Source organism: Leifsonia sp. Root112D2, assembly GCF_001424905.1.
Lineage (GTDB): Bacteria > Actinomycetota > Actinomycetes > Actinomycetales > Microbacteriaceae > Root112D2.
On the sequence record NZ_LMCU01000001.1, the window covers coordinates 1,638,797 to 1,661,440 of the forward strand.

Genomic DNA, 22,644 nt, shown 5'->3' on the forward strand with positions numbered 1-22,644 from the left:
GCGGCCGCGAAGGGGGAGGAATGCGCCTCAAGCTCACGCTGTCCAGGCCGTCGGGTCAGGCAGACGACATCGTCGTCACCACGGATGCCGCGGCATCCATCGCTGATATCGCCACCAGCATCAAACGCCTTGACCCCACCGGCGACGCAGCCCCCGCCTACGTGGACGATCGTGGCCTCACCCTTGCGGCCACGCTTCCCGGGCAGCCCGAGGCGCTGATTCTGCCCCCGGATGCCCCCGTCGGCGAGGCCTGGATCGGCAGCGGGGCCACCGTCGCACTCGCCGATGCGGGTGTCTACTACTCCCCGAACGCCACGGGCAAAGCCCCCACCGCCGCCACGCTGAAGGTGCTCACCGGTCCGGATGCCGGCGCCGAGTTCGCCCTCGCCCCCGGCACCACGGTGCTCGGCAGAGAGGCATCCTGCGACATCGTGCTGCAGGACAAGCTCGTCTCCAAGCGCCACGTGCGCTTCGAGGTCTCGAACGTTGTGGAGGTGGTCGACCTCGGCTCTGCCAACGGCGTTGTCGTCGACGGCGGCATCGTCACCCGGCTGCGCATCGAGAAATCGGAGACGTTGCTCATTGGTGACTCGCAGGTGCTTGTCACTGTCGTGAGCACCGTTGCCCAGACCGGCGCTGCGCCGAAGGCCGGCCCCATCTTCTTCAACCGCTCACCCAAGGTGGAACAGCGCTACGCGGGCAAGGAATACCCCGGCCCCGATGTGCCGGCAGAGAAGGAAGAGCCGCCGTTTCCGCTGCTGGCCATGATCACGCCGTTCCTCATGGGCGGCGCCATGTTCTTCATCATGGGCAATCCATCGACGCTGCTCTTCTGCCTCATGTCGCCGCTCATGATGATCGGCAACTTCGCCACGCAGAAGAAACGCGAGAAGCGTCGACTCAAGAAGGCGATAGTCAAGTTCGACAGCCGCCTCGAGGTGCTCACCGCCCAGCTGGCGGAAGAGCGTGAGACCGAATATCGGCTGCGGCTCGGCGAGTCGCCGTCGACGAAAGACGCCTACGACCACGCCATTCGCCGTGGCCCGCTGCTCTGGACGCGCCGGCCCGAGCACTGGTCGTTCCTGAACGTGCGACTCGGCATCGGCACCATGAAGTCGCGCAACACGGTGCAGAGCGGGGGCAGCGGCGACATGCTGCCCGAGTACCAGGAGCGCCTGGACGCCGTGATCGACGAGCACAAATACATCGCCGGGGTGCCGCTCATCGACAACCTCTTCGAGTCGGGGGCGCTCGGTGTCGCCGGTTCGCCCGCGCAGGCGATGGGCTCGATCAACTCGATCCTGGTGCAGCTCACCGCGCTGCATTCGCCGGCCGAACTCGTGGTGGCCTCGCTCGTCACGCCGCGCTGGTCGCGCGAACTCGAGTGGCTCAAGTGGATTCCGCATACCTCCTCGCCACACAGCCCCATCGAGGGCAGTCACCTGGCCGACAGCGCCACCAGCGGTTCCACGGTGCTCTCCGCCATCGAGGGCGTGATCGAGCAGCGCTTTGCCACGGCCCAGGCGACCGCCCAGCGTCGTGGCGCCATGGTGCAGGACGATGCGGCCATCGAGCGCGGATCCGAGGTGGGCGCAGCCAAGACCGTGCAGGGAACGCCCTCCCCGATTCCCGCCATAGTCGTGCTCATCTCCGACGACGTGGCCGTCGACCGCGCCCGGCTCGTGCAGCTGGCCGAGATGGCAGCGGATGCCGGGGTCTACCCGATCTGGATCGCTCCCGACGTTGCCGCCCTCCCCGCCGTCTGCCGCACCTATCTCGAACTCGGCAGCGAGTCTGAAGGCGGGGAGCCGGGAACGGCAACGGTCGGTTTCGTGCGGCTCGGCGAAACCATCACCGATGTGGTGACGGAGCAGGTCGACTCCGAGGTGGCGCTCGACTTCGCCAAGCGCATGGCTCCCGTGATCGACGCCGGTGCTCTCGTGGCCGACTCCAGCGATCTGCCGCGCTCGGTCTCGATGATCGCCCTGCTGGGCCACGAGATGATCGAGGCGAGCGATGCGGTGATTGACCGGTGGCGGCAGAACGCATCCATTCACGACCGCTCGGGTGGGCCGCTCAAGCCGCGCAGGGCCGGCAAGCTGCGCGCCATCATCGGATCCTCCGGCGTCGATGCCATGCACCTCGACCTGCGTACGCAGGGGCCGCACGCCCTCGTGGGCGGCACCACCGGCGCCGGTAAGAGCGAGTTTCTGCAGGCGTGGGTGCTCGGCATGGCCGCCGAGTATAGCTCCGACCGGGTCACCTTTCTCTTCGTCGACTACAAGGGCGGCTCGGCCTTCGCCGACTGCGTCACCCTGCCGCACTGCGTGGGTCTGGTCACCGACCTCAGCCCGCACCTGGTGCGCCGCGCCCTCACCAGCCTGCGTGCTGAACTGCACTACCGCGAGCACCTGCTCAACCGTAAGAAGGCCAAGGACCTGCTCGAGCTGGAGAAGCGCGGCGACCCCGAGAGCCCGCCCGCCCTCGTGCTCGTGATCGACGAGTTCGCGGCGCTCGCCGGTGAGGTGCCGGAGTTCGTCGACGGCGTGGTCGACATCGCCCAGCGCGGTCGTTCGCTCGGCATCCACCTCATCATGGCCACGCAGCGCCCCGCCGGTGTCATCAAGGACAATCTGCGCGCCAACACCAATATGCGCATCGCACTGCGGATGGCCGATGAGTCGGACAGCCAAGACGTGGTGGGCATCAAAGACGCCGCGCACTTCGACCCGGGCATTCCCGGTCGCGGCGTGGCCAAGACCGGCCCCGGCCGTCTCGTGCAGTTCCAGTCCGGCTACGCCGGCGGCTGGACCAGCCGTGAACCCGAGCGCGCCGACATCGAAGTGGCAGAGCTGCGCTTCGGTGGCGAGAACCGCTGGGAGGAACCCGGCCGGCCCGATGTGGAGGAGATCAAAGATCTCGGCCCGACCGACCAGCAGAAGCTCGTGGCATCCATCATCGGTGCCCAGAAACTCGCGAGCATTCCCGCGCCGCGCCGACCGTGGCTCGACGAGCTGGCCAGCGCATACGACCTCGGTCTGCTGCGCCAGCGCACCGACTCCGAGCTGCTGCTCGGCGTCAGCGACATCGCCGAGCGCCAGCAACAAGTGCCGGTGTATTTCCAGCCGGATGTCGACGGCAACATCTCCATTTTCGGCACCGGCGGTAGTGGCAAGTCGGCCGTGCTGCGCACGCTCGCCAGCGCCGCGGCCATCACGCCGCGCGGCGGCCCCGTGCAGGTGTACGGTCTCGATTTCGGCTCCGGCAGCCTGCGGATGCTTGAGCAGCTCCCACACGTCGGCTCCATCATCAACGGCGACGACGCGGAACGCATCATCCGGCTGTTCCGCATGCTGCAGGGCGTGCTCGACGACCGCAAGCCCCGCTACGCAGAGGCCAACGCCTCGAGCATCAGCGAATACCGAACGCTGGCCGGCAAGCCGGCCGAGCCGCGCATCCTGCTGCTCATCGACGGGTTCCCGAACTTCCGCAACGACTTCGAGATTCCCGCGGGGCGCTCGATCTGGTACGACGTGTTCAAGGACATCCTCTCCGACGGCCGCCAGCTGGGCATGCACATCGCACTCACGGCCGACCGGGCCGGCGCCGTGCCCGCCTCGATCTCTTCGACCATCCAGCGCAAGGTGGTGCTGCGGCTCGCGGACGACGGTTACGGCATGCTCGACGTGCCCGGCGACATCCTGAGCACGAAGTCACCCGCCGGTCGCGCCATCGTCGACGGCGCCGAGACGCAGATCGCGATTCTCGGCGGTTCGTCGTCGGTCTCCGACCAGTCGACCGCGACGCGCAAGCTTGCCGAGGCGATGCGCCGCGCGAACGTTCCGGAGGCACCGGCGATCGGCTCGCTGCCCAAGGAATACGCGGCGACGAACCTGCCCGATTCGGTCAAGGAATTCCCGGTGCTGGGCATCAGCGATCTTGACCTCGGGCCGTTCGGTTTCGACCCGACCGGCACAATGCTGCTCGCGGGCCCACCCGCGAGCGGGCGCACGACGGCGCTGCGGGCCATCGCCGAATCGATGCGTCGCTTCGACCCCGAGGTACGCATGTACTACTTCGGCAACGCGCGCTCGCCGCTGACCAAGCTCGTCGACTGGACGGAGGCGGCCGTCACGGTCGAGGCAGTGGCGGCTCTCGCCAAAGATCTGGCCGCGGCCGTCTCCGACCAGGACACCGAGGGTCGCATCGCCGTCTTCATCGAGGCCATCGGCGACTTTCTGCAGACCCCGGCCGACTCGGCGATCGTCGAGCTCACCAAGGCCACCCGCCGCAGCGATCACTTCCTCATCGCCGAGAACGAGACGAGCGCGTGGGGTTCCTCGTGGCCGCTGCTCGGCGAGGTGAAGAACGGTCGCCGCGGACTGCTGCTGCAGCCCGATTCGATCGAGGGCGATATTCTGCTCAAAACCCCGCTGCCGCGCCTGAACCGTTCCGAGTTTCCGCCCGGTCGCGGCGTGTACATCGCCAAGGGCCAGTTCGCCCGGGTGCAGCTGCCGCTCCCCGACGGCGCGTGAGCCCCTGCCCGCTCAGCGCCAAAGCCCCACCGCATGGGCAGTGCTCCCCATCGTGCACAACGGGGCCCACCCAGTACCGTGTTTCTTAGCCAGTTATCACTGCCGCCACACCGACCGGTCGGCGTAAAACCACATGGGGGACATCCGTGAGCGATCTCAAACTCGATCTGCAGCTCCTGACCCAGCTCAAGGACGACCTTGACGCTGTTGTTGCCGAGTTCAAGAATGCCGACGACTTCAGCGACAGCGTCGCGGATGCCACCGGTCACGACGGACTACACGGTCACGTGCGCGACTTCGCTCATAAGTGGAACGACAAGCGGCAGAAGATGACAGACAATGTCGCGGCCCTGCAGCAGCAGGTCAAGGCCATCTCTGACGGCTTCACCCAGGTGGATGCCGGGCTGGCGAAGGCACTGGAGGATGCGGCCAAAGAGGGCGCGGAGAAATACCCGGCCCCGAAGCCGAAGAATGCCAAATAGGCCGAGCGAGCGAAGGACTTGAGACGATGAGCGACAACGAATTCGAGCCGCTGAAGGGTGAGCCCGACCACCTCGCCACGAAGGCCCAGCACTACCTCAACATTGCTGACGCCATTGCGCGCTCGGTGACGACCCTGAACAAGATTCACGACGTCGACACGATGAAGAGCCAGGCTACCGACAAGCTGCGCGACAAGGCCGAGGAAGTCGCCAAGGACATCAACAAGGCGCACGACCGCTACCACCAGACGGCGACCGCTCTCATCACATACTCTTCTGTGCTGCGCACCGCGCAGGACGAGGCCGATGCCGCCATCAAGAAGATCGGCACGAAGCAGGAGCAGGCCGACCATGCCAGCCGAGCGGATGCCACGGCCAAGCAGACAGCGGAGAGCTCGACGGCAGACAGCAAGGATGCCGACCAGACCGCGGCGAACAAGGCCCACGACGATGCCGTTCAGGCAGGCAAAGAGCTGGGCGCCGCCCACGACGAGTGGCGCACCGCGCGGGACAAGAAGAACACCGCGGCAGACGCCGCCATCAAGTCCATCGTCGAGGTCGTCGACGGCAAGAAGAACCACGGCCTGAAGGACAGCTGGTGGGACAACTGGGGTTCCAAGCTGTACGACGCGTTCAAGACGATCTGCAAGTGGGCGGGCGTCCTGGCCATCTTCCTGAGCTGGGTTCCGATTCTCGGCCAGGTTCTCATCGTGCTCGCGGCGATCGGCGCCGTGCTCGAACTCGTCGACTCGATCGTTGCCGTGATTGCCGGCGACGGCAGCTGGGGCGATGTACTCATGGCAGCGGGTGGAGTCGTGCTCACCTTCTTCGGCGGCGCTCTCATCAGCCACCTTGCCAAGCTCGGCAAGTCCGCCGTGATCATGAAGACCGTGCCGAGCCTTGTGGGAGATTCGGCGAAACTCAACCGCATGAAGGGCATCCTGAAGCTCAAGAACGGCGAGAGCATCGCCCCCGAACTCGTTTCGGCGAGCAAGCGGATGCGCATGGGATTCAAAGACCTCTTCAAGGAACCGTTCAAGGCGCTTGTTCCCAAGGGAATCATCAACGATGCGAGCGAGTTCACGAAGGCGAACTTCATCAAGATGCTCAAGGAGGCCGGCCCAGGCAACCCGATCAAGAACGCCCTGAAGATCAACAGCGACACGCTCGCAACGTGGAAGCTCGTCGGAATGAATCCTTCGGTGTTGCGTGATCCGATGACGCTCGCTCGTGTCGCCATTCCCACGACGGTGCAGGCCGTTCAGACGGGCAACGCTGTCAGCAACATCGTGAGTGACCCGGGCGGCTACGCGAGTGATCCGACGAACTATCTCGGTGGACCGACCGTCGACGCCATCAAGAGCACCGCGGGCACGGTTCACCACATCACCGGAAACTAGTCCGTTGGCAGCTCGGCGGCAGCGCCGCTGCGTGTGTCTAAAGTAGTACCGTCGGCCGACACCACAACGGGGGGAACCACCTAGCTCATGTTCGATGCCAACCGTCGCGATCGGGTCATCGCAGATTACGATATCGGCCTGCCAGAGAGCTGGTACCAGGTAGATCTCGAGGCCGCACCGGGTGTGGTCTGGGCCCGCGGCCTTGCACAGCAGCTCGCGGCCACCGCCTCGGCACGCACCTCGCTGACCGAGCGGCTGCAGGCGGTGCACGGTTCGCTGGTGCGCATACAGGACCCGTCGATGACGGCTGCGGTGTGGATCAGGGACCCTGACTCGGGCCGCGTGGATTCAGTGCTGGGCTTTCGATTGACGGATCTCGCCGAGGGACAGGACGAGGAGACCTACCTCGCGGAGCTCGCCGAAGACGACGGACGCATTGAGCCCGGAACGCGTTACCAGGCCGTGCAGACCTGGACCGTTCCGGTCGCCGCCGGCCTGGCGGTGGGGGCATACAACCTCATCTCCCACACCGAGCTCGGCGATGAGGAGACCCAGCTCGAGGAACGCACCGTGATAGGCGTGTTCCCGCCGCACAGCACACAATTCGTCGAATGCATCTTCACGGCCGAGACGCCGGGGACATATGAGGACATCATTCAAGACACCATGAAAATCGCCGCATCCATCTCCGTCGAATTGGTCAAGGCATGACCGAGACCAGGCAGGTGCGCATGGGCGCCGGAGACTTCAGTCTGATTCTGCCCGGCACGTGGGCGTCGATTCCGTTGAACGACTCGGATGCGATGAAGAAGCGCATCAGCGCGCTCGTCAAGCAGCAGCTCGGTGCCGATGACCGCCTCGCGCGCCGTCGCATCCAGCTGAGGAATGAGCTCGTCGAGACGGCCGAGAAGGCGGCCGCAGAGGGCGCGCTTTCGTTCTCGCTCTCGATCGAATTGCTGCCCGGCGCCCCGTTCCCGGCGGCGCTGATGGCCAAGCGCCGCTCCTGGCCGAACGAGGTGAAGGATGCGACGGCGCTTGCTGCAGCGGAACGGCTCGCGAAGGGATTTCCCACCGCGGAGATCCTGAGTCTCGACTCGGGCGATGTGATGGCACGCATCGCGACGACGGAGCAGCAGCGTTATGTCGCCGAGACGACGCCGTCTCTGATGGCGGAGTACTGGACACCCGCCCCCGACGCCGACGAGCTGCTCTACATCACGATCTCGGCCCCGATGGTTCCGCAGTCCGGGCTGTTCATCGAGCTCTTCGACACGATGATCGCTTCCCTCGTGTGGAACTTCGACGTCGCCCAGGCCGTTTTCGCCGTGCAGAGGTCGCTCGATGGCGACTAAGTCTGCAACGAGCGCTCGCGTGGGTCGGGTGCTTCTGGTGATCGGCATCGTCATCGCGGTGGTGGCGGTAGCATCCGTCGTCGTTCTGATGTGGTATTTCAGCTTGCCCATCGATCACGGTTCGCTCTCGAATGACACCAAGGTGCGCGGAGGGCTGCTGCTGACCGAAGACACCGTGAGCGAAGGCGGAGTGTTTCTCGCGATTCCAGCCGGTATTCTGCTCGTGGCCAGCTGCTTTCTGTTTCCCGGCTATTTCATGAGCCGGGGCCGCATGGGCCTCTCCACCTCCAACCGCGTGGGCGGCAGCATCGTCGCGAATTATGCGGTCGTTCCCGCGCGCACCCACGTGCTGTGGTTGCTGGTTGCCGTTCTGTTCTGGATTCTGCTGCTGGTCGTTCCGCTGATCAGCGCGGGGGCAGGAGGCTGGCCGATGGGCGTCGAATCGGATGCGCGCGACTACGTCTTCGTTCTCTGCGGAATGTATGGGGGGCTCGCGGCTGGAATCGCCGGGCTCATGGCGGTATCGCTCGTCAAGAAGCAGCATTACCTCTCGATGCAGCGCAGCAATGACCCGCGTCTTCAGGGCGCCGAGGCGGCCAGCCCGTTCTGGCGCTGGTTCAGCTACCGCTGGCGCATCGATGGCTGGCTTGCCATGATCGGCGGTGGTCTCGCAGGGGTGAGCGTGATACCGGCCCTGCTGGGCAGCCCGCTGATCTGCGCGATCCTTCTCGTGATAGCCCTGGCCCTGCTCGTGGCGGCGGTGGCCGCGGCTCGCCAGTACTGGCGAGCCGGGGAGGGGCTGGGCTCCGCGGAGGGCTTCGCCTGATTCGGGGCATGGGCAGTCCTGCCCATTCCGCCCACCGTGGCCTGCCTATAGCGTTGACGTAGTTGGTTGGCCTGAGGGGGTCGGCCCCTCAATGTAAGAAAAGGAGTACTACCTCATGGCGAACATGAATGTGACTTATGGCGAGATGACGGATGCCGCCAACCGTTTGACGACGGGTAAGGATGACATCACCTCGAAGCTGCACGAGCTGCAGTCGTTGGTGAATGGTCTGGTTCAGGGTGGCTTTGTGACGGATGCGGCGTCGGGTGCTTTTCACGGCTCGTACGAGCAGTTCACGAAGGGCACAACGGAGGCCGTGAATGGTCTTGATGGGATGTCGCAGTTCCTGACGAAGGCTGCGGATGCTCTGCAGAACGTGGACAGCGAGCTGGCCAAGGGCATCGGCGGCTAATCACCGCACCACACGCACACCGGAAGGGGGCGTGGTCGGGTTCCGTTTTGGGGCTCGGCCACGCCCCCTCTGGCTCAGGGCACCGATCGATGTGAAAGGAACGAAAGATGTACGGGAACACGGCCGTGCTGCTTGAGAAGGCGCAGTCGGCGCGAGTTTCACGGGCGATCTCGAAGCGATCTTCGACTACACGCTTGCACAGGCGTGGTCGGTCACCACGAAGAAGCCGACCACGAGCGTCTACATCGCCTTCTCCCGTGCCCGAACTGCCCGCCTCTCTCGCTCAGACGACCAAATAGGGCTTGCGGCTAGGTCCGCCTACTCGTCCTGCCGGTACCATTGAAGGGTTGCGGCGGCCCGTTCGACCCCCAGCGGCAGCAGAGGGAGCTTGCGCATGGCGGCACGGATCCGTTCCTCTTGGACGATCGTCGTGCCGATCCTCGCCGCCATAGCCCTCATCGCGACTTGGCAACGCAGCCTGACCCTTGTCATCGTGATTCTGGTCGGCGCCGTTCTCATCGCGGCCGTGCTCGCCGCCGTGCACCACGCCGAGGTTGTGGCACACCGGGTGGGTGAGCCGTTCGGATCCCTGGTGCTGGCTGTCGCGGTCACGATCATCGAGGTCGCTCTCATCGTCACGCTGATGGCATCCGGTAAGCCGGGAACAGACACTCTCGCCCGTGACACCGTCTTCGCCGCCGTGATCATCACGTGCAACGGCATCGTGGGAATCTCCTTGCTGCTCGGCTCGATACGGCACAACCTGCCGCGGTTCAATCCGGAGGGAACGGGGGCGGCCCTCGGTATCGTTGCCACGCTGACCACCATCACCCTGGTGTTGCCGACCTTCACCGTCAGCGAGCCCGGCCCGCAGTTCACGCCGTCCCAGCTCGGTTTCGTCGCCGTTGCCGCGCTCGCCCTCTACGCCGCGTTCGTGCTCACGCAGACCAGACGGCACCGGGAATTCTTCCTCCCTGTCTCCACGTCGGGGGAGGCGATCGACGGCAACGAGCATGCGCCGACGCCGACGCTGAAGGCCACCATGCTCAGCCTCGGCCTGCTGCTGGTATCGCTCATCGCGGTCGTGGGGCTCGCGAAGGCCGTGTCGCCGGCACTGGAGGCGGGCGTCGAGGCTGCGGGCATCCCGAACTCGTTCGTCGGCGTCGTGATTGCACTGCTCGTGCTGCTGCCTGAAGGCATCGCGGCATCCAGGGCGGCGCTGCAGAATCGCATCCAGACCAGCCTGAATCTTGCTTTTGGATCTGCCATGGCCAGCATCGGGCTGACCATCCCCGTGCTCGCCGTGCTCAGCATTTGGCTACCCGGGCCCCTCACCCTCGGGCTCGGCCCGCTGCAGATCGTTCTGCTCGTGCTCACCGTCGCCGTCGCGACGCTCACGGTCATTCCGGGGCGGGCAACCAGGCTGCAGGGGCTCGTGCATCTCATCATCTTCGCGTCGTTCGTTTTTCTGGCGATCAGTCCCTGAGAGCGGATGCCGCGGCGGATGCCGGGCGCAGCATCCGTCATTTGACCGGCGGCCCGCAGAAGACTAGTATTCTTCGGGTGTGCGCTTTGCCGTGCGCTCGTGTTGTGCCTGAAAGTACAACGGAGTTCACGTCCACGCCACTGATCCATGTAGGGCCGTTCAATACGACCCCCACGGCATATCTGCCAGCGAATCAGAATCCATTTCCTGTGTGTTCTGTGCCGCCGTCAGGTCCAGTAAAAGCTACACAGCAACATCTGTCACCGTGCAGTACATATAAGGAGTAACTCAGTGCCAACCATTCAGCAGTTGGTTCGGAAGGGCCGCAGCCCCAAGGTCACCAAGACCAAGGCGCCCGCCCTGAAGTCCAACCCCCAGCAGCGCGGCGTGTGCACCCGCGTTTACACGACCACCCCCAAGAAGCCGAACTCGGCTCTGCGCAAGGTGGCCCGTGTCAAGCTCTCCAACGGCACAGAGGTCACCGCCTACATTCCTGGCGAGGGTCACAACCTGCAGGAGCACTCGATGGTGCTCGTCCGCGGCGGTCGCGTGAAGGACCTCCCCGGTGTTCGTTACAAGATCGTTCGCGGCGCACTGGACACCCAGGCCGTGAAGAACCGCAAGCAGGCTCGCAGCCGTTACGGCGCGAAGATGGAGAAGAAGTAATGCCTCGCAAGGGTCCAGCCCCCAAGCGCCCCGTTGTCGCCGATCCCGTATACGGCGCCCCCATCGTCAGCCAGCTCGTCAACAAGATTCTGCTTGACGGCAAGAAGGGCCTCGCCGAGCGCATCGTCTACGACGCACTCGAGGGCGTTGCCGCCAAGAATGGACAGGATGCCGTTGTCACGCTGAAGAAGGCGCTCGACAATGTGCGCCCCACCATCGAGGTCAAGAGCCGCCGCGTCGGTGGCTCCACCTACCAGGTTCCGATCGAGGTCAAGCCGCACCGTGCCAACACGCTCGCGCTGCGCTGGCTCACCAGCTACGCCAAGGGTCGTCGCGAGAAGACCATGACGGAGCGCCTCACGAACGAGATTCTGGATGCATCCAACGGTCTCGGCGCCGCCGTCAAGCGTCGCGAAGACACGCACAAGATGGCCGAGTCGAACAAGGCCTTCGCGCACTACCGCTGGTAACAGTTCTTTTTTATCCGTTGGTTGAGGAGGTCGCGAAGCGACCGTCTCGAAACCGCGCCCTGTGGTTTCGAGACCCTCGTTCCTCGCTCCTCAACCGGCGGAGATACCCAATACAACCCCTTTCGGAGGAACCCCGTGGCACTTGACGTGCTCACCGACCTGAACAAGGTCCGCAATATCGGCATCATGGCTCACATCGATGCCGGCAAGACAACGACGACCGAGCGCATCCTGTTTTACACGGGCATCACGCACAAGATCGGTGAGACGCACGACGGCGCCTCGCAGATGGACTGGATGGCGCAGGAGCAGGAGCGTGGCATCACCATCACGTCCGCCGCGACGACGTGTTTCTGGGACAAGAACCAGATCAACATCATCGACACCCCGGGCCACGTCGACTTCACCGTGGAGGTGGAGCGCTCGCTTCGCGTGCTCGATGGCGCCGTTGCCGTCTTCGATGGCAAGGAGGGCGTTGAGCCCCAGAGTGAGACCGTGTGGCGCCAGGCCGACAAGTACGACGTTCCGCGCATCTGCTTTGTCAACAAGATGGACAAGCTCGGCGCAGACTTCTACTACACGGTCGACACCATCGTGAGCCGTCTCGGCGCCAAGCCGCTGGTTCTGCAGCTTCCGATCGGCAGCGAGTCCAACTTCGAGGGTGTCGTCGATCTGGTCGAGATGCGTGCGCTCACGTGGCGTGGTGACTCCAAGGGTGACGTCGAGATGGGCGCGCACTACGCGATCGAAGAGATTCCGGCCGACCTCGTCGACAAGGCCAAGGAGTACCGCACCGCGCTGCTCGAGACCGTCGCCGAGACCGACGACGCGCTGCTCGAGAAGTTCTTCGGTGGCGAGGAGCTCACGGTCAAGGAGATCAAGGGCGCCATCCGCAAGCTCACCGTCAACAGCGAGATCTACCCCGTGCTGTGCGGTTCGGCGTTCAAGAACCGCGGCGTTCAGCCCATGCTCGACGCCGTTGTGGATTACCTGCCGTCGCCGCTCGACGTTCCCGCCATCGAGGCGCACGACGTTCGCGATGAAGAGAAGATCATCCTTCGCCACGCGGATGCCACGGAGCCGTTCGCCGCTCTCGCGTTCAAGGTTGCTGTGCACCCGTTCTTCGGTCGCCTCACCTACGTTCGCGTGTATTCGGGCCGTCTCGACAGCGGTGCCCAGGTCATCAACTCGACCAAGGGCAAGAAGGAGCGCATCGGCAAGATCTTCCAGATGCACGCCAACAAGGAGAACCCGGTGGACTTCGTGACCGCCGGTCACATCTACGCGGTCATCGGCCTCAAGGACACGACCACAGGTGACACGCTGTGTGACCCGAACAGCCAGGTCGTGCTCGAGTCGATGACGTTCCCGGCGCCGGTGATCGAGGTCGCCATCGAGCCGAAGACGAAGGCCGACCAGGAGAAGCTGGGTGTCGCCATCCAGAAGCTCGCCGAGGAAGACCCCACGTTCCGCACGGAGCAGAACCAGGAGACCGGTCAGACGGTCATCAAGGGAATGGGTGAGCTTCACCTCGACATCCTCGTCGACCGCATGAAGCGGGAATTCAACGTCGAGGCGAACGTCGGCAAGCCGCAGGTCGCGTACCGCGAGACCATCAAGCGCGCCGTCGAGAAGCACGACTACACGCACAAGAAGCAGACCGGTGGATCCGGCCAGTTCGCGAAGATTCAGATCGCGATCGAGCCGATGGAGATCACGCCGGACAAGAGCTACGAATTCCAGAACAAGGTCACCGGAGGTCGCGTGCCCAGGGAGTACATTCCCTCGGTCGACGCGGGCATCCAGGATGCCCTGCAGGTCGGTGTACTTGCGGGCTACCCAATGGTCGGCGTCAGGGCAAGCTTGCTTGATGGCGCCGCACACGACGTCGACTCCTCGGAGATGGCGTTCAAGATCGCCGGCTCGATGGGCTTCAAGGAAGCCGCTCGGAAGGCGAATCCGGTTCTGCTCGAGCCGTTGATGGCCGTGGAGGTGCGCACCCCTGAGGAATACATGGGTGATGTCATCGGCGACCTCAACTCGCGTCGTGGTCAGATCCAGTCCATGGAGGACGCCAGCGGAGTCAAGGTGATTCGCGCGCACGTCCCGCTGTCGGAGATGTTCGGTTACATTGGCGACCTGAGGTCGAAAACCTCGGGACGTGCGGTGTACTCGATGACCTTTGAGAGCTATGCGGAGGTTCCGAAGGCTGTGGCCGACGAGATCATCCAGAAGAACAAGGGCGAATAACGCCCGCAACTATGCGATCCAGCCGGTTCGCGTAACATAGGTACACACTCCAAACCCGCAGTGCACTCGGAAGATGAATCCGCGTGCCTGCACCAGAGTCCCGAGGAGGACCCACAGTGGCCAAGGCCAAGTTCGAGCGGACCAAGCCGCACGTAAACATCGGAACGATCGGTCACGTCGACCACGGCAAGACCACGCTCACGGCAGCGATCTCGAAGGTACTTGCTGACAAGTACCCGTCGGCGGTCAACGTGCAGCGCGACTTCGCATCGATCGACTCCGCTCCCGAGGAGCGCCAGCGCGGCATCACGATCAACATCTCGCACGTCGAGTACGAGACCCCGAAGCGTCACTACGCGCACGTCGACGCTCCCGGTCACGCTGACTACATCAAGAACATGATCACCGGCGCCGCTCAGATGGACGGTGCGATCCTCGTGGTCGCCGCCACCGACGGCCCGATGGCTCAGACCCGTGAGCACGTTCTGCTCGCCAAGCAGGTCGGCGTGCCGTACCTGCTGGTCGCGCTGAACAAGGCCGACATGGTCGATGACGAAGAGATCATGGAGCTCGTCGAGCTTGAGGTCCGTGAGCTGCTTTCGAGCCAGGGCTTCGATGGCGACAACGCCCCCGTCGTTCCCGTATCGGCGCTCAAGGCGCTTGAGGGCGACGAGAAGTGGACCGCGTCCATCGTCACTCTCATGGATGCTGTTGACGAGTCGATCCCCGACCCGATCCGCGACAAGGACAAGCCGTTCCTGATGCCGATCGAGGACGTCTTCACGATCACCGGTCGTGGAACCGTCGTCACGGGTCGCGCCGAGCGTGGAACCCTCGCCATCAACTCCGAGGTCGAGATCGTCGGCATCCGCCCGACGCAGAAGACCACGGTCACCGGTATCGAGATGTTCCACAAGCAGCTCGACGAGGCATGGGCCGGCGAGAACTGTGGTCTTCTTCTTCGTGGCACCAAGCGCGAAGACGTTGAGCGCGGCCAGGTCGTCGTCAAGCCGGGTTCGGTCACGCCGCACACGAACTTCGAGGGCACCGCGTACATCCTGTCCAAGGATGAGGGCGGGCGTCACAACCCGTTCTACGCGAACTACCGCCCGCAGTTCTACTTCCGCACCACCGACGTCACCGGCGTCATCACGCTGCCCGAGGGCACCGAGATGGTCATGCCCGGCGACACCACCGACATGACGGTTGAGCTGATCCAGCCCATCGCCATGGAGGAGGGCCTCGGCTTCGCTATTCGTGAGGGTGGCCGCACGGTCGGCGCCGGAACGGTCACGAAGGTTCTCAAGTAGTACAGTTTTCGGTTCGCTTCGGAAGGGTCGGGTTATCCCGGCCCTTCCGTCGTTTAACCCCAGAGGAGCGGATGTGACTACTCATGTGGCGTGTCCCTCGCGGCTCGGAGGCAATGCACATAGAATGAGAAATTCTCATTAGCATGAGACACGGGCGACAAAGTGTGGCTAAACTGAGGAAGCCTCACTAACCCGAAGAGGCATGACGTCGCGCCTGCCAAGGAGTCCCGACCAACATGCGAAGTCTTTACAGCACATTCATGTCCATCATCACCAGGAGTCTCGCCCGCGGGCGAGCACGCATTCCACACAGCACGTACTTCACTCGGCGTCAGGCCTGGGTCGTCAGAATTCTTGCCCCGTCGCTGCTCGTTGGCCTCGCCCTCACCGGTTTCGCCGCACCGGCCAACGCCGCGGATGCGACGGGTGAGGTAACCACGCCGGCTGCAGCGGCTGGGGCCTCAGATCCCGCCACGAGCGATCCACCGGCATCGACCGCATCGGTCGAATCGCCCGCGACTGTGTCAGGCGGCACGCAGGCCGAACCGTCGACGGCTCCAGAGCCCCCGACTTCAACTCCGGCAAAGGCTCCCGTTCCGACGACGGCGCCAGTTGCGCCCGCGGCTCCTCCCGTTGCGTCCAGCGCCGCGCCGTCCATCACGCCGAGCACTCCTCTGCCGACGACCAAGCCAACGGCCTCGCCAGTCACGCCGTCGGCATCGAATGGCTCGAGCAGCACCCCGCCGAAGGCGCCGGGCAAGAGCCTCAAGACTCTTTCGTCGCCCTCGTACGGTGGTGGCGGTTATCAAGGCGGCACCGGTACCGTCACAATCATCAAGAACGTTGTTGACGCCGACGGCGTAAGTCAGCCATCCGATATTGCTGGATGGAACTTCAGCGCTTCGGGGGATTTGTTTCCCTACGGCCCGGCATCCAAGGCGACGGATTCGTCAGGCACTGTGACCTTCTCTGTTCCGGTTCCTGCTGGTCCTGCGCATGTGGTGACCCTGACGGAGACGACGCAGAAGGACGGTTACGTTCTCTTGCCGAGTAACGGCAGCAACGCGGTATGCGGCAATGGGGTTGCGGCCACGAACGTCGGCAGCGCGGGCTTCTCGCTTCTGCTTGCTCCTGGGCAAGACATCACCTGCACGGTCACCAACCAGTACAGCCCTGCAACATGGTCGGTCTCCAAGACCAGCGATCCTGTATCCGGTACCACCGTTCAGCCGGGCGACTTCATTACGTACACGCTCAAGCTCAAGCACACCGGTGGGAGCACTCCTGCCCAGCTCGTCGTGACTGACGACCTGAGCAATGTCTTCTCCAACGCGCACTATACCGGCGGCGTGTTATCACCCACGAGCGGCTTTGCATCGTTCACGGGCAGCCTCCTGAAGTGGACAATTACGGACTTCACAGATCCGATCGAACTCAGCTACACAGTGCAGGTGAATCCGAACGCCTACAACGTGCATATTCGTAACGTGCTCACCGTTCCGCCGGGCGGCACCTGCGTCGGCAGCTGCACGACGGACAACCCGACGCCGCACTGGAATCTGACCAAGTCATCCGACCCCGCCACGGGCTCGCTCGTGCAGCCGGGCCAGGACGTCACGTACACCCTGACGGCAAGCAACGACTCGGCCGGCACGGTCGGTGGGGCGACGGCGACCGACAATCTCGCCGATGTGCTCGACAACGCGACACTGAAGACGCCGCTTCCTCATGGACTGGCGCTCGATGCGACGGGCAAGAAGCTGGTCTGGGCTATAGGAACCCTCAAGCCTGGCGCACCGCCGACATCCATCAGTTACACCGTGACCGTGAATCAGGATGCCTCGGGAGTGAGCTTGAACAACGTGGTCACCCCGAGCCTCGGCGGTTCCTGCCCCAGCTATTCGAACGGGCTGCCCGATGACTCGATGCAACCTCGCTGCGACACCGTGCACCGCGTGCCAAAGGTCAATCTCCGCATCGTGAAGACACACGCCGCGATCTCCGGGGTCGATGCTGGAGACAGCATCGACTACAGTCTGCTCATCACCAACAACGGCGACGGTGCGGCCACAGGCGTCACCGTGTCCGACCCCCTGCCGACCGGCCTCAGCCTCGTAAAAGGTTCGGTCACGGCACCGAGCGGGTGGACGGTGACCGAAGCCAATGGAACCCTGACGGCGTACTTTGCCGGCTCCTTCGCGGCGGCGGCAACCGCCTCAATCCAGTACTCGGCATTGGTCGGAGCCTCCGCGGCGTCGCCCAGCATCGAGAACACGGCGTGCGTGAGCAGTAACGAGCACGACGCCGACGGCAGTGACAACTGCTCGACCGACACCACGCCGCGTACCCCGAAGGTCAACCTGGCCATCGTGAAGACGCATGGCGCGATAGCCGGTGGTGCGGTCGACTCCGATGAGGGCAGCACGCTCGACTACATTCTGGCCGTGACGAACAAGGGGGACGCACCGGCGACGGGCGTCACCGTGTCCGACCCGCTTCCCGCCGGGCTCACCGTCGTTCCCGGAACTGTCGTCTCGGCTACCGGATGGACCGTGACGGTTGCCAGTGGAACTCTCACGGCGAGTTACGCGGGCTCTTTCGCGGCGGGCGCCACGGCCACCATTACCTACACGGCGCTCGTGGGAACACTCAGCAGGTCGGGAACGAATGTTCCCTTCCCCGACATCGTGAACACCGCGTGTGTGAGCAGCGCTGAGCGCGATGCCGACGGCAGCGACAACTGCTCCACCGATTCCACCAAGGTCTCGTCGGTCGCCATCACGGCACAGGCGCTCTGTCTGGCGGATGCTCCGGTGTTCCAGTACAGCATCACTCCGTACAACCTCAAGACGGCGCCGACCGTGGCGGTCGTCTGGTGGACCACCGATGGATACGCGCACCGCGATCCGAGCATCAGGGCGTCGGACAAGGCGGCATTGCTCGCTAATGGGGCCCAGCAGGTCAACTACGTGCCTGTACCAGCCGGTTGGACGAACGGTCAGACGATCTCGGGCACCCAGCTGTGGCCCGGTGCGGCGGTCGACGCCAACGGAAATCCCACGGCATGGCCCGGATGGCGTCAGCTCGCCAGCGGTCAGTGGGTGATCGATCCGTCAGCGCCGTTCTACAACCTGCGGGGAGCGGCAGTCGTCGAAGTGCGCATCAACCCCACGACGGCGTCGATGCTGAGCTACCCTCCGGCGTCACCGGACTGCAACGCGACACCGCCGACGTTCACGCCGGCCGGCCAGGTCAGCTCTGTCAGCAGCCTCGCCAAGACGGGGTCAGATGACAGCGGGCCGATGATTCTCGGTGGGATGCTGCTCGTCGTCGGCATCCTGATGACGTTGTGGATTCGCCGCCGTCGCGACGACGGTCAGGTCGAGTAGCACGAGGCGCGCAAACAGGCCCCCTTTACGGGGGCCTTTTTGCGTTGCAGAATAAGAATCACCGTCTCGTCTGACACGGGGGTTCAGACAAAGGAGAAGCACATGGGATTCGACGACCTCGCGAATCAGGCCAAGGGACTGTTGCACAGCGACAAGGCCGAGGAGATCAGCGATAACCTGCTCGACTCTGCATCGAATGCAGCCGACAAGGTGACCGGCGGTAAGTTCGGCGACCAGATCGATGGCGCCCGCGACGCTGCAGACGAGCACATCGGCAACGAATAGAACTCTGACGCGAATCCTTCGATTCGCACTGCGCGGGGGTTGAGCCGCCGCGTGGGGAGCTTCCGCCTCCCGCGCACCGGCTCAGCCCCCGCGTACCTATGCGCCCGCCCGCTGTCTCTCGGGGCACCGGCCGGGACATCCGGAGCCGGTCGCCCGATGCGTGCCGGGGTCACGATCTCGCACGCGAGGGGGCGCGACACGCCCGGGTTGCACGTGCCGTGGAATTGTGGCAAACTCGTCTAGTTCAACATTTCGGATCGGCGTGCTCGCGCGCCAGCTTCGAATCACTGCCAGGCAGTGCATAGCCACTCGCACAGCGAGTCCGGGTTAGGCCGCAGGCAGCAGAACAGGTGAATTCCCCGCAGCCTCAGGTCGCGGTGGGATAAAAGCTTAATCGACACTTACGGACATGGGTTTTCTATGTCCTGCGCAGGGCGACACGCCCGAGCGCGGGGGTCGGTCCGGCGGAACGGTACTCAGATCGCAAGATCGGGGGGCCTGAACGGCGGGAATTGATAGAAGAACAGTGGTGCGTCACCAGGAGTACCCAGCGTTTTCGTACGCAACCGCGTCCAATGCGACCATCAGGTCGTAAGACGCCAGAAACAGAGAGTGAGTTCGACATGGCGGGACAGAAGATCCGCATTCGGCTTAAGTCGTATGACCACGAGGTCATCGACACCTCGGCCCGCAAGATCGTCGACACGGTCACCCGCGCGGGTGCGACCGTTGTCGGCCCGGTGCCGCTTCCGACCGAGAAGAACGTGGTGTGTGTCATCCGTTCGCCTCACAAGTACAAGGACAGCCGGGAGCACTTCGAAATGCGCACCCACAAGCGGCTGATCGACATCATTGACCCGACGCCCAAGGCCGTCGACTCGCTCATGCGTCTCGACCTGCCGGCGGACGTCAACATCGAGATCAAGCTCTGAGCCGGATAGGGACACTGAGTAACCATGTCTACTACTGAGACCAAGACCGTCAAGGGTCTGCTCGGCACGAAGCTCGGAATGACGCAGGTCTGGGACGAGAACCACAAGCTCATCCCCGTCACCGTCATCGAGGTTTCGACCAACGTCGTCACGCAGATTCGCACGCCCGAGGTCGACGGCTACAACGCCGTGCAGATCGCTTACGGGCAGATCGACCCGCGCAAGGCCAACAAGCCTTCGACCGGTCACTTCGACAAGGCCGGCGTCACGCCTCGCCGCCACCTCACCGAGCTGCGTACCGCGGATGCCGCGGATTACACCCCGGGCCAGGAACTTTCCGCGGAGAGCACCTTCGAGGCCGGCCAGCGTGTCGACGTCGTCGGCACCTCCAAGGGCAAGGGCTTTGCCGGTGTCATGAAGCGCCACAACTTCAAGGGTGTTTCCTCGTCGCACGGTTCGCACCGTAACCACCGCAAGCCGGGTTCCATCGGCGCATCGTCAACCCCCAGCCGTGTCTTCAAGGGCATGCGCATGGCGGGTCGCATGGGTGGAGAGCGCGTGACAGTGCTCAACCTCACCGTGCAGGCGATCGACGCTGAAAAGGGCCTGCTGCTGGTCAAGGGTGCCGTTCCCGGCGCTCGCGGCCGCATCGTATTCGTTCGCAACGCAGTGAAGGGGGCCTAGCTCATGGCTGCCACTCTCGACGTCGTCGACGCGAAGGGTAAGAAGGCTGGCTCCGTGGAGCTGCCCGCCGACCTGTTCGACGTTCAGACCAACATCCCGCTGATTCACCAGGTGGTTGTCGCCCAGCTCGCCGCGGCGCGCCAGGGCACGCACAAGGTGAAGAGCCGCGGAGAGGTTTCCGGCGCAGGCCGCAAGCCGTTCAAGCAGAAGGGAACCGGTCGCGCTCGTCAGGGCTCGATCCGTGCTCCCCAGATGACCGGTGGTGGCATCGTGCACGGGCCGACCCCGCGCAGCTACGACCAGCGCACCCCCAAGAAGATGATCGCCGCCGCACTGCGCGGTGCGCTCTCCGACCGGGCCCGCGGTGGACGTCTGCACGTTGTCGAGGCGCTCTCGCAGGGCGACACCCCGTCGACCAGCGCGGCGATCGAGCTGCTTGCCGGCATCGCCTCCTCGAAGCACGTTCTGATCGTGCTCGAGCGCAGCGATGAGGTCAGCCTGAAGAGCGTGCGGAACATCCCGACCGTTCACGTGCTGCCCGCGGATCAGCTCAACGCCTACGACGTTCTCGTCTCCGACGACATCGTCTTCACCAAGGGCGCATTCGACGCCTTCGTGGCAGGCCCCGCCAAGGGCAAGTCGGTCAAGGCGACCGCGAGCGACTCAACCACCGAGGAGGTCAGCGCATGAGCTCGATCAACAAGGACCCGCGCGACGTCATCATCGCACCCGTTGTCTCTGAGAAGAGCTACGGCCTGATCGACGAGGGCAAGTACACGTTCATCGTCGACCCGCGGTCGAACAAGACCGAGATCAAGCTCGCCATCGAGAAGATCTTCAAGGTCGAGGTTGCATCGATCAACACCCTGAACCGTCAGGGCAAGACTCGTCGCACCAAGTTCGGTCTGGGCAAGCGCAAGGACACCAAGCGTGCCATCGTCACGCTGAAGTCCGGTTCCATCGACATCTTCACGGCCGTCGGCTAAGCGGCACGGACTAGAGGAATAAGAAATGGCTATTCGTAAGTACAAGCCCACGACCCCGGGTCGTCGCGGTTCATCTGTTGCGGACTTCGCAGAGATCACCCGTTCGACCCCGGAGAAGTCGCTGCTTCGTCCGTTGTCGAAGACCGGTGGTCGCAACAACCAGGGTCGCATCACCACCCGTCACATCGGTGGTGGCCACAAGCGCCAGTACCGCGTCATCGACTTTCGTCGCAATGACAAAGACGGCGTGAACGCCAAGGTTGCTCACATCGAGTACGACCCCAACCGCACGGCGCGCATCGCGCTGCTGCACTTCGTCGACGGCACCAAGCGATACATCATCGCGCCAGACAAGCTGAAGCAGGGCGACATCGTCGAGTCGGGCGCGAGCGCCGACATCAAGCCGGGTAACAACCTTCCCCTGAAGAACATCCCGACCGGTACCGTCATCCACGCGATCGAGCTGAAGCCGGGCGGCGGTGCCAAGATGGCCCGCTCCGCCGGTGCCTCGGTTCGTCTCGTCGCCAAGGACGGCCCGTACGCGCAGCTTCGTCTGCCGTCCGGTGAGATCCGCAACGTGGATGTTCGCTGCCGCGCCACGATCGGCGAGGTCGGCAACGCCGAGCAGTCGAACATCAACTGGGGCAAGGCCGGTCGTAACCGCTGGAAGGGCATCCGCCCGACCGTTCGTGGTGTCGTCATGAACCCTGTCGACCACCCGCACGGTGGTGGTGAGGGCAAGACCTCCGGTGGTCGCCACCCGGTCAGCCCGTGGGGCCAGAAGGAAGGCCGCACCCGCCACATCAACAAGGAAAGCGACAAGCTCATCGTTCGTCGCCGTACCGTCGGCAAGAAGCGTAAGTAGGAGTAGACGATGCCACGCAGTCTCAAGAAGGGCCCCTTCGTTGATGACCACCTGCTTCGCAAGGTTGTCACGGCGAACGAAGCCAAGAGCAAGAACGTAATCAAGACCTGGTCACGCCGCTCGATGATCATCCCCGCCATGCTGGGACACACCATCGCGGTGCACGACGGTCGCAAGCACATTCCGGTGTTCGTCACCGAAACCATGGTTGGGCACAAGCTCGGTGAGTTCGCGCCGACCCGCACCTTCCGTGGACACGTGAAGGACGACAAGAAGGGTCGTCGCCGCTAACGCGGTGGCGTAAGGAGGAGAGA

The 22,644-nt window shown here is 64.1% G+C and carries 20 protein-coding genes; all 20 read left to right on the forward strand.

Features of this window, described 5'->3' with window-relative positions; genetic code table 11:
- Positions 1 to 20 precede the first annotated feature (20 nt).
- Positions 21 to 4,535, forward strand: coding sequence for an FtsK/SpoIIIE domain-containing protein (locus ASC63_RS07535; protein WP_055811453.1), 4,515 nt, complete (start codon positions 21 to 23; stop codon positions 4,533 to 4,535).
- A gap of 146 nt (positions 4,536 to 4,681) precedes the next feature.
- Positions 4,682 to 5,017: a hypothetical protein gene (locus tag ASC63_RS07540; protein WP_055811456.1), complete on the forward strand. Its 336-nt coding sequence runs from the start codon at positions 4,682 to 4,684 to the stop codon at positions 5,015 to 5,017.
- A 26-nt stretch (positions 5,018 to 5,043) separates the two neighbouring features.
- Positions 5,044 to 6,417 (forward strand): putative T7SS-secreted protein, encoded by a 1,374-nt coding sequence (locus tag ASC63_RS07545; protein ID WP_055811458.1) that lies wholly within the window; start codon positions 5,044 to 5,046, stop codon positions 6,415 to 6,417.
- An 87-nt stretch (positions 6,418 to 6,504) separates the two neighbouring features.
- Positions 6,505 to 7,128, forward strand: coding sequence for a hypothetical protein (locus ASC63_RS07550; protein WP_055811460.1), 624 nt, complete (start codon positions 6,505 to 6,507; stop codon positions 7,126 to 7,128).
- Positions 7,125 to 7,769, forward strand: a complete 645-nt coding sequence (locus ASC63_RS07555; RefSeq protein WP_055811463.1) for a hypothetical protein — start codon at positions 7,125 to 7,127, stop codon at positions 7,767 to 7,769. The genes ASC63_RS07550 and ASC63_RS07555 overlap by 4 nt, the downstream gene beginning before the upstream one ends.
- Positions 7,759 to 8,595 (forward strand): hypothetical protein, encoded by an 837-nt coding sequence (locus ASC63_RS07560; protein WP_157487625.1) that lies wholly within the window; start codon positions 7,759 to 7,761, stop codon positions 8,593 to 8,595. Before ASC63_RS07555 ends, ASC63_RS07560 begins: the two co-directional genes overlap by 11 nt.
- Positions 8,596 to 8,710: 115 nt before the next feature.
- Positions 8,711 to 9,007 carry a WXG100 family type VII secretion target gene (locus tag ASC63_RS07565; protein ID WP_055811468.1) on the forward strand — a complete coding sequence of 99 codons (297 nt, stop codon included), beginning with the start codon at positions 8,711 to 8,713 and terminating at the stop codon, positions 9,005 to 9,007.
- A 394-nt stretch (positions 9,008 to 9,401) separates the two neighbouring features.
- Positions 9,402 to 10,493 carry a calcium:proton antiporter gene (locus tag ASC63_RS07570; protein ID WP_055811470.1) on the forward strand — a complete coding sequence of 364 codons (1,092 nt, stop codon included), beginning with the start codon at positions 9,402 to 9,404 and terminating at the stop codon, positions 10,491 to 10,493.
- Between the two features lie 291 nt (positions 10,494 to 10,784).
- Positions 10,785 to 11,159 carry a 30S ribosomal protein S12 gene (gene rpsL / locus ASC63_RS07575; protein WP_055811472.1) on the forward strand — a complete coding sequence of 125 codons (375 nt, stop codon included), beginning with the start codon at positions 10,785 to 10,787 and terminating at the stop codon, positions 11,157 to 11,159.
- Complete coding sequence (gene rpsG, locus ASC63_RS07580; protein ID WP_055811475.1) at positions 11,159 to 11,629, forward strand: 30S ribosomal protein S7; 471 nt, start codon at positions 11,159 to 11,161, stop codon at positions 11,627 to 11,629. Before rpsL ends, rpsG begins: the two co-directional genes overlap by 1 nt.
- Before the next feature lie 135 nt (positions 11,630 to 11,764).
- Entirely contained in the window at positions 11,765 to 13,879 is a 2,115-nt protein-coding gene (gene fusA, locus ASC63_RS07585; RefSeq protein WP_055811478.1) for an elongation factor G, read from the forward strand.
- Positions 13,880 to 13,995: 116 nt separating this feature from the next.
- Complete coding sequence (gene tuf / locus ASC63_RS07590; RefSeq protein ID WP_055811480.1) at positions 13,996 to 15,189, forward strand: elongation factor Tu; 1,194 nt, start codon at positions 13,996 to 13,998, stop codon at positions 15,187 to 15,189.
- Between the two features lie 260 nt (positions 15,190 to 15,449).
- Positions 15,450 to 18,578: a DUF7927 domain-containing protein gene (locus ASC63_RS07600; protein WP_162242885.1), complete on the forward strand. Its 3,129-nt coding sequence runs from the start codon at positions 15,450 to 15,452 to the stop codon at positions 18,576 to 18,578.
- 102 nt (positions 18,579 to 18,680) lie between these two features.
- Positions 18,681 to 18,863: an antitoxin gene (locus ASC63_RS07605; protein ID WP_055811488.1), complete on the forward strand. Its 183-nt coding sequence runs from the start codon at positions 18,681 to 18,683 to the stop codon at positions 18,861 to 18,863.
- Positions 18,864 to 19,486: 623 nt separating this feature from the next.
- Positions 19,487 to 19,795 (forward strand): 30S ribosomal protein S10, encoded by a 309-nt coding sequence (rpsJ, locus tag ASC63_RS07610; protein WP_005050520.1) that lies wholly within the window; start codon positions 19,487 to 19,489, stop codon positions 19,793 to 19,795.
- A 24-nt stretch (positions 19,796 to 19,819) separates the two neighbouring features.
- On the forward strand, positions 19,820 to 20,479 hold the full coding sequence (rplC, locus tag ASC63_RS07615) for a 50S ribosomal protein L3 (protein WP_055811491.1): 660 nt from the start codon (positions 19,820 to 19,822) through the stop codon (positions 20,477 to 20,479).
- A 3-nt stretch (positions 20,480 to 20,482) separates the two neighbouring features.
- The gene (rplD, locus tag ASC63_RS07620) at positions 20,483 to 21,169 is read left to right on the forward strand and encodes a 50S ribosomal protein L4 (RefSeq protein ID WP_055811494.1); all 687 of its coding nucleotides are present in this window, start codon (positions 20,483 to 20,485) and stop codon (positions 21,167 to 21,169) included.
- Entirely contained in the window at positions 21,166 to 21,465 is a 300-nt protein-coding gene (gene rplW, locus ASC63_RS07625; protein WP_055811497.1) for a 50S ribosomal protein L23, read from the forward strand. Before rplD ends, rplW begins: the two co-directional genes overlap by 4 nt.
- A 25-nt stretch (positions 21,466 to 21,490) precedes the next feature.
- On the forward strand, positions 21,491 to 22,330 hold the full coding sequence (gene rplB / locus ASC63_RS07630) for a 50S ribosomal protein L2 (RefSeq protein ID WP_055811499.1): 840 nt from the start codon (positions 21,491 to 21,493) through the stop codon (positions 22,328 to 22,330).
- 9 nt (positions 22,331 to 22,339) lie between these two features.
- Positions 22,340 to 22,621 (forward strand): 30S ribosomal protein S19, encoded by a 282-nt coding sequence (gene rpsS / locus ASC63_RS07635; protein ID WP_055811502.1) that lies wholly within the window; start codon positions 22,340 to 22,342, stop codon positions 22,619 to 22,621.
- The last annotated feature ends 23 nt before the right edge of the window (positions 22,622 to 22,644 follow it).